Annotated in this window: 12 protein-coding genes; 7 read left to right on the top strand and 5 right to left on the bottom strand. The window is 57.6% G+C overall.

The genetic code is table 11. The annotated features are described in order from the left end of the window. Positions 1–13 precede the first annotated feature (13 nt). Entirely contained in the window at positions 14–1,525 is a 1,512-nt protein-coding gene (locus EAO39_RS11240) for a PepSY domain-containing protein (protein WP_120967466.1), read from the top strand. Positions 1,526–1,546: 21 nt separating this feature from the next. On the opposite strand, the gene EAO39_RS11235 is transcribed toward EAO39_RS11240, so the two are convergent. Both EAO39_RS11235 and EAO39_RS11230 read right to left on the bottom strand, forming a co-directional pair. Continuing rightward, positions 1,547–1,804, bottom strand: coding sequence for a CPCC family cysteine-rich protein (locus tag EAO39_RS11235; RefSeq protein ID WP_120967465.1), 258 nt, complete (start codon positions 1,802–1,804; stop codon positions 1,547–1,549). A 180-nt stretch (positions 1,805–1,984) separates the two neighbouring features. Further along, a complete protein-coding gene (locus EAO39_RS11230) occupies positions 1,985–4,216 on the bottom strand; it encodes an NADP-dependent isocitrate dehydrogenase (protein ID WP_120967464.1) in 2,232 nt (743 codons plus the stop codon). A gap of 597 nt (positions 4,217–4,813) precedes the next feature. On the opposite strand from EAO39_RS11230, the gene EAO39_RS11225 reads away from it, so the two are divergent. The 5 genes from EAO39_RS11225 to arsH all read left to right on the top strand — a co-directional run bounded on the left by EAO39_RS11225 (position 4,814) and on the right by arsH (position 8,912). Then, the gene (locus EAO39_RS11225) at positions 4,814–5,653 is read left to right on the top strand and encodes a 3-oxoacyl-ACP reductase family protein (protein ID WP_120967463.1); all 840 of its coding nucleotides are present in this window, start codon (positions 4,814–4,816) and stop codon (positions 5,651–5,653) included. 469 nt (positions 5,654–6,122) lie between these two features. Next, positions 6,123–6,446: a metalloregulator ArsR/SmtB family transcription factor gene (locus tag EAO39_RS11220; RefSeq protein WP_120967462.1), complete on the top strand. Its 324-nt coding sequence runs from the start codon at positions 6,123–6,125 to the stop codon at positions 6,444–6,446. A 17-nt stretch (positions 6,447–6,463) separates the two neighbouring features. Next, positions 6,464–7,753, top strand: coding sequence for an arsenic transporter (locus EAO39_RS11215; RefSeq protein WP_120967461.1), 1,290 nt, complete (start codon positions 6,464–6,466; stop codon positions 7,751–7,753). 24 nt (positions 7,754–7,777) lie between these two features. Then, a complete protein-coding gene (gene arsC, locus EAO39_RS11210) occupies positions 7,778–8,209 on the top strand; it encodes an arsenate reductase (glutaredoxin) (protein WP_120967460.1) in 432 nt (143 codons plus the stop codon). Beyond that, positions 8,196–8,912, top strand: a complete 717-nt coding sequence (arsH, locus tag EAO39_RS11205; protein WP_120967459.1) for an arsenical resistance protein ArsH — start codon at positions 8,196–8,198, stop codon at positions 8,910–8,912. The genes arsC and arsH overlap by 14 nt, the downstream gene beginning before the upstream one ends. 173 nt (positions 8,913–9,085) lie before the next feature. On the opposite strand, the gene EAO39_RS11200 is transcribed toward arsH, so the two are convergent. Beyond that, the gene (locus EAO39_RS11200; protein ID WP_120970952.1) at positions 9,086–9,568 is read right to left on the bottom strand and encodes a GreA/GreB family elongation factor; all 483 of its coding nucleotides are present in this window, start codon (positions 9,566–9,568) and stop codon (positions 9,086–9,088) included. 161 nt (positions 9,569–9,729) lie between these two features. Next, positions 9,730–10,092 carry a VOC family protein gene (locus tag EAO39_RS11195; RefSeq protein WP_120967458.1) on the bottom strand — a complete coding sequence of 121 codons (363 nt, stop codon included), beginning with the start codon at positions 10,090–10,092 and terminating at the stop codon, positions 9,730–9,732. Positions 10,093–10,455: 363 nt separating this feature from the next. Between EAO39_RS11195 and EAO39_RS11190 the strand changes: the two genes are divergently transcribed. Next, positions 10,456–10,764 (top strand): metalloregulator ArsR/SmtB family transcription factor, encoded by a 309-nt coding sequence (locus tag EAO39_RS11190; RefSeq protein WP_120967457.1) that lies wholly within the window; start codon positions 10,456–10,458, stop codon positions 10,762–10,764. Between the two features lie 61 nt (positions 10,765–10,825). Here the strand turns inward: EAO39_RS11190 and EAO39_RS11185 are convergent, their stop codons facing one another. After that, entirely contained in the window at positions 10,826–11,242 is a 417-nt protein-coding gene (locus EAO39_RS11185) for a DsrE family protein (protein ID WP_120967456.1), read from the bottom strand. Positions 11,243–11,418 lie beyond the last annotated feature (176 nt).

Genomic DNA, 11,418 nt, shown 5'->3' with positions numbered 1-11,418 from the left:
AACGGGGCAGCCCATGCAAATTTCATGGAAGCGCTGGCTGTTTCTGGCCCACCGCTGGCTGGGCATAGGCATGTGCCTGCTGTTTGCGCTGTGGTTTTTCTCCGGCATGGTGATGATGTATGTGGGCTACCCCAAGCTCACCGAAGCCGAGCGGCTGCTGCATCTGCCCGAGCTGCAGGCCAGCCCCGAGCTGCTCAGACCTCAGCAGGCGCTGAGCAAGGCGGGCATCAGCACAGCAGTGAGCGACCTGCGCCTGTCCATGGCCAGCGCGGGTCGGGCCAGTTACTGGGTGATTGCGGCAGGCAAGCAGGGCAAAGACCATCACCCAAGCACGGCCACGGTGATTGATGCCTACACCGGCAGCGTGCTGCCGCCGGCGGGGCAAGCACAGGCCATGGCAGCGGCGGCGGCGTTCGCGCCTGGCATCGCCGCCAGCTACCAGGGCCAGGTGCAGCAAGATGCCTTCACCCACAGCCGTGGTCTGGATGCGCACCGGCCCCTGCATGTGGTGGCGCTGGACGATGCGGCCCAGACCCGTCTGTATATCTCCAGCCAAACCGGCGAAGTGCTGCGCGATGCCACGGCCACCGAGCGCGGCTGGAACTACGTGGGCGCCTGGCTGCACTGGCTTTATCTGCTGCGCGGCAACTGGTTTGACGGCATCTGGGCCGATGTGGTCAACACCTTGTCCATCGCCGGCATTGCGCTGGCCATCAGCGGCACGGTGGTGGGCGTGATGCGCTGGCGTTTTGCCCGGCCCTACCGCAGCGGCCAGCGCACGCCCTACCCCTCACGCCTGATGCGTTGGCACCATATCGTCGGCCTGCTGTTTGCCGCCGTCACGCTGACCTGGATTTTCAGCGGTCTGATGTCCATGAACCCATGGCATATCTTTGATAGCAAGCAGCGCACAGTGAATATGGGGAAATGGCCTATGGGGGCCATGAATCTACCTGCAGATGCGGCAGGGCCTGCGCAGCTGCTCTCCGCTGCCGGCCCCGGCGTGCGGGAGTTGCGCTGGAGCCGCGTGCTGGGCCAGACCCAGGTGACCGCCGTCAATGCCCTGGGCCACAAACAGGTGCTCAATGCCGACACGGCCCAGGCGCTGCAGCATGACAAAGCAGCTTTGCTGGCAGGCGCGGCACAGCTCTCCGATGCCGCAGTGCTGAGCAGCCAGTGGCTGAGCGACTATGACCTTTACTACTACGCCCGCGCCGACCACACCATGATGGGCGGCACCAGCAAGCCGCTGCCGGTGCTGCGCGTGATCTATGGCGATGCCGGCCAGACCTGGCTGCATATCGATGCGAGCACCGGTCAGTTGCTGGGCCAGTTGAACCAGCGCCAGCGCGTCAAACGCTGGCTGTTTGCCATGCTGCACAGCTGGGACTGGCTACCACTGCTGCAGCGCCGCCCACTCTGGGACGGCTTGCTGATTGTTTTAAGTCTGGGCGGCCTGCTGCTCAGCGGCACCGGCGTGGTGATTGGCTTGCGCCGCCTGCGGCCACGGCGCGCCAGGCATTGAGCAAACGGCCAAGCCCTGCGATCAAGCGCGACTGTGGTGCGCAAACCTTGCCCGCTCGGCAGCGGGCAGCACGCTCTTGAGCATGCGCCTATCGCAGGCTCCGAATGCCTGAAAATTGCGCCGACCTTCGCGCAGCGTCATGTGATTGGGGCCTGAGTACACGTCAAGCTGATCCGGGTTGCGACCATCGTCCTCCCAGAAGCAGAGCTTGCAGATGCTGTATTCGCCTCGATCCTTCAGAGAGAAATAGTCGCAGCACGGGCATTGGAACAAGGTCATGGGCAGGCTCTTGGGATTTTTGAGTCAAATTGCCATCAAGCGCTTACGTATCAAGCACAGAAAGCTACTCTTTATATAGCAAAACAAGATAGACGCGCAAAAAAGCCGGTGGCCTTTTCAGGCGCACCGGCTGATGGGAGCTTGCAGGCGAGGCAGGCCTCGCTCTGCAAAACGCCATGCTTAGACTGCAGCGATGGCGGCGTTGAAGGTGGCGCTGGGGCGCATCACGGTGTCCAGCTTGGCCACGTCGGGCATGAAGTAGCCGCCGATATCGGCTGGCTTGCCTTGCACTTCCTTCATCTCGGCCACGATCTTGGCTTCGTTGTCAGCCAGTGTCTTGGCCAGAGTGGCGAACTTGGCAGCCAGCTCCTTGTCTTCGGTCTGAGCGGCCAGAGCCTGGGCCCAGTACAGAGCGATGTAGAACTGCGAACCACGGTTGTCCAGCTCGCCGGTGCGGCGCGAAGGCGACTTGTCTTCGTCCAGCAGCTTGCCGGTGGCTTCGTCCAAGGTCTTGGCCAGCAGCTTGGCGCGGCCGTTGTTTTCCTTGATGCCCAGATCTTCCAGCGACACGGCCAGGGCCAGGAACTCGCCCAGCGAATCCCAGCGCAGGTGGTTTTCTTCCACCAGTTGCTGCACGTGCTTGGGAGCAGAGCCGCCGGCACCGGTTTCGTACATGCCGCCACCCGCCATCAAAGGCACGATGGACAGCATCTTGGCCGAGGTACCCAGTTCCAGAATCGGGAACAGGTCGGTCAGGTAGTCACGCAGAATGTTGCCGGTCACCGAAATGGTGTCCAGGCCACGGGCCACGCGCTCCAGCGTGTAGCGCATGGCACGTACTTGCGACAGGATGTGGATTTCCAGGCCGTTGGTGTCGTAGTCCTTCAAGTAGGTTTCCACCTTCTTGATCAGCTCGGCTTCGTGGGGACGGTAGGGGTCCAGCCAGAACACGGCAGGCATGCCGGAGTTGCGGGCGCGGGTCACGGCCAGCTTCACCCAGTCACGGATAGGCGCATCCTTGACCTGGCACATGCGCCAGATGTCGCCGGCTTCCACGTTCTGGCTCAGCAGCACTTCGCCGGTGGCGATGTCCACGATGTTGGCCACGCCTTCTTCGGCGATCTCGAACGTCTTGTCGTGCGAACCGTACTCTTCGGCCTTTTGCGCCATCAGACCCACGTTGGGCACGGTGCCCATGGTCTTGGGGTCGAAGTTGCCGTGCCACTTGCAGAAGTTGATCACTTCCTGGTAGATACGGGCAAAGGTGGACTCAGGCATCACGGCCTTGCAGTCGTAAGGCTTGCCGTCGGCGGCCCACATCTTGCCGCCCACGCGGATCATGGCGGGCATGGAAGCGTCAACGATCACATCGTTGGGCGAATGGAAGTTGGTGATGCCCTTGGCGGAATCAACCATGGCCAGACGCGGACGGTGCTCTTGGCACTTGTGCAGGTCACGGATGATTTCTTCACGCTGCGAAGCAGGCAGGGTTTCAATCTTTTCGTACAGATTGGCCATGCCGTTGTTCACGTTCACGCCCAGCTGATCGAACAGCTTGCCGTGCTTTTCGAAGGCTTCCTTGTAGAAAATCTTCACGCAGTGACCAAACACGATGGGGTGAGACACCTTCATCATCGTGGCCTTCACGTGCAGCGAGAACAGAATGCCGGACTCGCGGCAGTCTTCGATTTCCTTTTCATAGAAGGCGCACAAGGCCTTCTTGCTCATGAACATGGAATCGATCACTTCTGCAGCCTGCAGCTTGACCTTGTCCTTCAGCACGATGCTGTTGCCGGATTGGGTCTCCAGCACCATCTTCACTTCGCGGGCCTTGTCCAGCGTCATGGACTTTTCGCCGTGGTAGAAGTCGCCCTCTTCCATGTGCGACACATGGGTTTGCGACCACTGCTTCCACTCGCCCATGGAATGGGGGTGCTTCTTGGCGTAGTTCTTGACCGCAGCAGGAGCGCGGCGGTCGGAGTTGCCTTCGCGCAGCACGGGGTTCACGGCCGAGCCAATGCACTTGTTGTAGCGCGCCTTGATGTCTTTTTCGGCATCGGTCGTGGCGGTTTCAGGATAGTCAGGGATGGCGTAGCCCTTGCCCTGCAGTTCCTTGATCGCGTCTTGCAGCTGGCCCACAGATGCGGAGATATTGGGCAGCTTGATGATGTTGGCTTCAGGCGTCAGCGTCAGCTTGCCCAGTTCAGCCAGATTGTTCGGAGCGCGTTGCGCTTCGGTCAGGAAGTCGGGGAACTCGCCCAGGATACGGCCAGACAACGAGATGTCGCTGGTCTCCACATTGATGCCAGCGGGCGCTGCAAAAGCGCGAATCACAGGCAGGAATGCACTGGTAGCCAGGCGGGGAGCCTCGTCAGTCAAGGTATAGATGATGGTGGGTTGCTGCGTACTCATCTCGTGTCTCAGGTTGTGAAAAAGGGGGAGCCTGCCATGTGCCAGAACCTCATGCTTGCGCCTGGGTCCTGACACCGAAGGAATGCCACTCTTGTTATGCAATGCATTCCCACAATACAAAATTCTACGCGCAACCGGGCTTGTTTTTTTAAGTCTTGTACAAGACTCAAGGTTTTTCATGCACTTCCCCACAATGATTTCATTGGAGAAAGTGCCAAAGTCCCCTATTTCCTGCCATGTAAAAAAATGCGGCAATGCATCATGCCGTTTGAAGGCTTGGTACGGGCTTGACGAAAGTCAGTTGCATTGAGAATTGCGTTGCGCGGCCTTCGGCACAAATTAGCACAGCCTTCGCCAGCAAAGCTGACAAGTCGGCAAGCGATCACCAGACTGTCAGCAGTGAGGGAGCTCCTCAATGGGAATCTATCCTTAGTCCCATCAGACGATTTTTCTCCACCTTCCTGCCCGAAGAATCCGCCTATTGATTGACTCACTCTTCAAGCTCCGCAACGTTCTCAATTGCGGGTTCAAGTACATGAGCATCAAGCCAGATCGAAGAATCTGAGTAATACGAATCTCTCATCCTAAGGAAGCGATATGTCATATACCTTGACTGGTTTTGAAGGCAAAGTAGCAGTAATCACCGGTGCAGGTCGAATGCGCAGCATCGGTCGACCCATTGCGATGGCATTGGCGCAAGCGGGTTGCGATGTGGTCTTGACTGGCACAGGCCGCGCACCCGAAACCTACCCAGAAGATGAGCGCGAAGTGAATTGGCGCGATATCGAATCGGTGGCTGATGAAGTCCGTCAGCTAGGTCGCCGCGCCTTGCCGGTGGTTTCCGATGTCAGCAACCCGGAGTCTATCGATGCACTGCTGGCACGCACTATCGCGGAATTCGGTCGTGTCGATTTTCTGATCAACAACGCAGGCGCCACTCGCGGCAATGATCGAATTCCTGCGACGGAACTGTCGATCGAGACCTGGCAGCGAGTGATGAACGTCAACCTCAACGGCACGTTCTATATGTCCCGTGCATTCGCCAAACAAATGGGTGAGCAAGGAGAAGGCGGCGCCATTATCAATATTTCGTCGCTGGCAGCTCAATTACTGGCACCGGACACTGCCGCCTACGCAACCACGAAAGTGGCCATCAATGGCCTGACGACCATCATGGCGCGAGAACTAGGACCAAAGAAGATCCGGGTCAATGTCGTTGCCCCTGGAATCGTCGAAACAAGTCGTTTGGATGACGTACCTCGGGGCAAAGTATGGGATGACATGATTGCCTCCTACATCTCTTTAGGGCGCGCGGGCACAGGTGAAGATATTGCTCACCTGGTGGCATTCCTGTGCAGCGATCAAGGCGAATGGATTACAGGTCAAAACATCTATGTCGACGGCGGTCACCTCCCAACCCCACGACGCTCGGCATAACTTGATACGCCCTCCACCGGCAGTTGCTTGAGCCAGCTCCGATGAATCACTTCAACTAGCAGACGGCCCGCCATCGAGCGGGCTTTTTGCTTTCTGCAGCCCTACTGCACTCTCCCAAAGCACCTTGAAAGTCGCTTTTTACAAACCCACCCACCTGTTTCAGGCGGATTTCCTCAACATCCATACAAAGCTGCTTGAAACCGGCTTGCTCACCGAGCCGCATTCTGGACCTTGAATTGATCAATGGCTTGCAAGGATTGCGGTGAGGATTGATTCAATGCGTATTCCGGTTGAACTGAACGCCTGTGCCGGTTGCTGCTGACCAAAGTGCTGGTCGTGACCGGCTGAGTTCGGCCACAAGCCGCCATTTGATGTGTATCCGCAAAGCGGTCATTCCATAGCCCTAGATCAGCCATGACAGAGCATAAGAATCAAAGCATTAATTCAATAATAGTTGTATTATTGAAAAATGCAAGAAGCCCAAGTTATCCGCTCCCTCTCCGCTTTGGCCCACGAGGCACGTCTGCGCGTTTTTCGTGCGCTGGTAGTTGCAGGACCAGAAGGCCTGACGCCCAGTGCGTTGGCGGAGCAGTTGGGTATCGCCCCCAATGCGCTGTCATTTCACCTTAAGGAACTCTTCCATGCTGAACTCGTGAGTCAGGAGAGGCAGGGGCGCAACGTGCTGTATCGAGCCGCGTTTCCTGTCATGAATGGGCTGCTCTCATACCTTGTCGAGAACTGCTGCCAGGGTGCAGCCTGCACCCCAGACGCCGCGGCTTTGTGCAAGTGCTGAACTAGGAGCAGTTCATCATGTTGACGGCCATTCTGATTTTCGTCTTCACTCTGACCCTTGTCATCTGGCAGCCACGCGGCCTTGGTATTGGCTGGAGCGCCTCGATTGGGGCCGGTATCGCGCTGCTGCTGGGGGTTGTGAACCTAGCTGATATTCCTGTGGTCTGGCATATCGTCTGGAATGCCACGGCGACCTTTGTCGCCGTCATCATCATCAGCCTTTTGCTGGATGAAGCTGGTTTCTTCGAGTGGGCCGCATTGCACTTTGCCCGCTGGGGTGGTGGCAGTGGAGTCAAGCTATTTGCTTTCATCGTGCTGCTGGGGGGTGCCGTTTCGGCCTTGTTCGCCAATGACGGAGCAGCCCTGATTCTCACGCCCATCGTGATGGCCATGCTAGTGGCGCTGGGTTTTTCTCCGGCTGCAACGCTGGCGTTTGTGATGGCTGCCGGATTTATTGCCGACACTGCGAGCTTGCCGCTGATCGTTTCCAATTTGGTGAATATCGTGTCCGCCGACTTCTTCAAGATCGGCTTCAACGACTACGCATCGGTGATGGTGCCGGTCAACATCGCCTCGGTCCTGGCCAGCCTCGGTGTGCTGCTGCTGTTTTTCCGACGCGATATTCCTGCCACCTACGACGTGGCCCAGCTCAAGTCGCCGTCGGCTGCGATCAAGGATGTGGCCACCTTCCAGGCCGGCTGGGTCGTTCTGGTCTTGCTTCTGGTCGGCTTCTTCGCTCTGGAGCCTCTGGGCGTCCCCGTCAGTGCCGTGGCTGCCGTGGGGGCGGCGATCTTGCTGGTGGTGGCTGCGCGTGGCCATGTCATCAGCACTAGGAAAGTGCTTCATGGCGCTCCATGGCAGATCGTGGTGTTCTCGCTGGGTATGTACTTGGTGGTCTATGGGCTGCGCAACGCGGGCCTCACGGATTACATCGCCGTGTTGCTGAATCAATTTGCAGCTGGTGGCGTGTGGACCGCATCACTGGGCACAGGCGTGCTGTCTGCGGTACTGTCCTCCATCATGAACAACATGCCCACGGTGTTGATCGGAGCCTTGTCCATCGATGCATCCACGGCCAGCGGGGCAGTCAAGGAAGCCATGGTGTACGCCAATGTGATTGGCTGCGATCTCGGTCCCAAGATCACGCCGATTGGCAGCCTGGCAACGCTCCTCTGGCTGCATGTGCTCGCCAAGAAGGGCACAACCATTGGCTGGGGCTACTACTTCAGAGTGGGGGCAGTGTTGACCATGCCCGTGCTACTCATCACCCTCGCAGCGCTGGCCTTGCGGCTCAGCGTGGCGTCATGAACCTTTGCCATGGAATCTAGCGCTATGAGTGACATCACGATTTATCACAACCCAGCCTGCGGTACCTCCCGCAATGTTCTGGCCCTGATCCGCAACAGCGGAGAAGAGCCCACGGTCATTGAATACCTGAAGACGCCTCCTGATCGCGCCACCCTGGTGGGCCTGATCCAAGCCATGGGCATGCCAGTGCGCGATGTGTTGCGCCAAAAAGGTACGCCGTATGACGAGCTTGGCTTGGGCGAGCCTAAATGGACGGACGAGCAATTGATTGATTTCATGCTCCAGCACCCCATCCTGATCAATCGGCCGATAGTGGTCACCCCTCTGGGAACCCGCTTGTGCCGTCCCTCGGAGGACGTGCTGGACATCCTGCCGCAGCCCCAACAGGCCGCATTCTCCAAAGAAGACGGGGAAGCCGTCATTGACTCGAAAGGAAATCGAATTGGCAAGCTCTGATCTACCAAATCTCGACGAACAAGTATTTGAAAAGCCCAGCCTGGATGGCTTGTTACCGGCACAACGTGCAGCGCACGCGCCGCGTATTTTGCTGCTGTATGGCTCGGTTCGCGACCGTTCTTATAGCCGCCTGCTGACCGAAGAGGCAGCGCGACTGCTGCGCAAGATGGGGGCCGAGACCAGGATCTTTGATCCACGTGGCCTGCCGCAGCCGGATGGCGCCCCCGACGATCACCCAAAGGTCAAGGAACTGCGCGAGCTGGCTTTATGGGCCGAGGGCATGGTCTGGACGTCTCCTGAGCGCCATGGTGCGATGAGCAGCATTCTCAAAGCGCAGATTGACTGGCTTCCTTTGTCTGTTGGCGCTGTGCGGCCGACGCAAGGCAAGACACTGGCGGTGATGCAGGTCTCGGGTGGCTCGCAGTCCTTCAATGCGGTCAACCAGATGCGGGTGTTGGGTCGCTGGATGCGCATGATCACCATCCCCAATCAGTCATCCGTGGCCAAGGCATTTGCCGAGTTTGATGAAGCCGGCCGAATGAAGCCTTCCTCATATTACGAACGGGTAGTGGACGTTATGGAAGAGTTGGTCAAGTTCACGCTGCTGACAAGAGACTGTTCGGACTACTTGGTGGATCGCTACAGCGAGCGCCGCGAAAGCGCCGAAGAACTGTCCAAGCGGGTCAACCAGCGCAGCATCTAAGCGATACAGGCGGGCAGGCGCCACACATTTTTGTCAAAATTCAGTGGCTGCTTATCTTCTTTTTGAAGGGCCGCAATGGGTCGATCTGCGACTTTCACAGACCTGCCAAGAGCGAACCTAAAGAGGGTGGGACGATTAATTTCTCATCAATTCGGCGTGAACTTGATTGCGGCTTACTGAACCCACAACACCTCAAACTGCTGTCGGATTGAAGCAACCTGAATCGATACTTCATCACCCTCGCACTTACCCAGCATGGCCCTGCCCAAGGGGGTTTGGCTGCTGATGACCTGAACGAGCTCAGCGCCGCAGACCAACTTCATGCTGCCCCCATCAGGGCCGAGAAAGATCTGTTGCTGCCTGTCGTCGGAACCCACCAGGCAGACCAGCGCGCCGATCTGTATACCTTTGCTGACGCTGTAGGGGAGCGGGCGGAACTGGCGCCAATTGACCATCGCCTGGCGAATGGCTTCGGCGCGACGAGCTTGACCACTGGCCAGGTAGGCCGCTTCTAGACCTAATGTGTCATATTTGTTTTCGGCGATATTTTCTTCGTGAGTCGCCGTTTCGTGCGCCACCCGCACTGCCTGTTCGGCTTGCAGTAGGTCCTCGGCGAGCCGTTCCAGCACTTGCTGCTGCAGCAACAATTTATCCATGATCAAAGGTAGGTGTCTCGAGCAAGTCGGGGTTAGGTCTTGATTATGAAGGGCTCCACCAGCTTTCGACGCTTCTGTTGGATGCAAGTTAACTCCAGCCTCGGTCGCATGTTGCCGCCGGTCAGCTCAAGCATGCCGGTCAACTCCGAGCGAAATGGGGATCAACGATGGCCAGCACCCGCGTTCAATCCAATACTGCATCCAAAAGGGTCAAGCAGCATTGCTGCACGCGCGCCCAAGCTTGTTGAAATCGGGCCTCGATACAAGACTGCACCTCGGCTTTCAAGAGCCTTGATGGCCACGTCCAAATCAGCCACCTCCCAGTAGACCGTCGTACCACCCACTCCACCGGGGCACTTGCTGTCGAGTGGATGAAAGCCGAGCAGGCATCCTGGCGCTTGGATGAATGCGTACTGGGAGTTTTCGTGCTGCACTTCAGCCTGAAACAACTCGGCGTACCAGGCTGCCGCAGCCTCAATATCGGAGACAAAGAACACAATAGATTCAATTTGCTTTAACAACATTGGCTTTCAGACACTATGCAAAACATCGGCTGACGAATGTAGCTTTGATTGCATTCTTCTGTCGGGGAAACCGCAGCCGAGGATGAGCTGGCAAGGCAGATGCCGCACTGCGGCTTCAGGAGCACAGGGATATGCAACAGGGCTTTGGCTCCAATTTTCATTGGCGGCCTGCAACGCTTTGCAAGCTCAGCGCGACCTGCAGACAGAAAGCCGGACAAGCAGCAGCCAAATGGCACTGCTACCCTATCTCGGTTTCCGATAAACTTCCATGCGCTGGCTGGGACAGACTGTCACCTGGATCTCTGAGCCATGGGTCACAACCGCGCCAGGAAATTCATTGTTTGCTCAGGAGTAGGTTGCCTAATGAGTTCACCCGATATGGAAGATGACAGTGTCTTTGAAAGCGCTGCCGAGCTCTTCAAGGCCATGGCCGCGCCCATGCGGCTGAAAATCATCAGCTCGCTGTGCAATGGTGAGAAAAACGTCTCCGAGCTGCGCGCGGAAATCGACACGACCCAACCCAATATGTCCCAGCACCTCAATACTCTGTACCAAGCCGGCATTCTGGGGCGCAGGCGCGAAGGCGTGAGCATCTATTACTTCATCGCCAACGAGAAAGTGGTGCATATGTGCCGCACGATCTGCGTGCAGATTGCCATTGACCAGAACTGAGCATTGCCGAAAGTAAAAAAGGCGCTGTCGGCGCCTTTTTTGTTTTCTGCAGCCTTGCATCTCAGGGTTTGAGATAGACAAAGCCTTCCTTGGCTTGCAGACGCGCCACTTCTGCCACACCTGACGGCACGATCTTGGTTTCCATCAGCAGGCTGGCCGCATCGATGCGCCGGGTTTGCAAGGTGTTGTCGCACACCCGAAATTCCACACCACGCGCGGCCAGCGCGCTCACCTGGCCGCTGAATTCGCGGCCCTTGCTGTCCTTGGCATCGCTGATCAGGAAATCAATGCCGGGGCCATGGGTGACGACCACGATCTTGTCCGTGGGCGAAGCTTTGAGTTCGTTGTTGATGTTGTTCAGAATCGCAGCGGCCGTCTCCACGCCGGTGTTGACGTGATAGACCACCTTCACGATGTCCTGTGCCGCAGCGACGGCAGTGCTGAGCGCAAAGGCGAGGGCAATAAGGGCGCTTTTCATATCGGGTCTCCTGTTCTGCAATAGATCATCAGGGAAAGCTGGCGTTCTCTAAATATCACTAACGGCTTATATTAGCTCCGCACAAGCTTAGAAAAATAGGGCAAGTGCTAGTGCTTGGTAGCACTGACAAGCATATAGCCCCATTGCGGAGACATGACTTATGGCAAAAAACACGC

Origin of the sequence: Comamonas sp. lk, from assembly GCF_900564145.1 — a bacterium.
Classification (GTDB): Bacteria; Pseudomonadota; Gammaproteobacteria; order Burkholderiales; family Burkholderiaceae_C; genus Comamonas.
The sequence above is the reverse complement of the archived record's forward strand: the minus strand, read 5'-3'. Positions and strand labels throughout refer to the sequence as shown.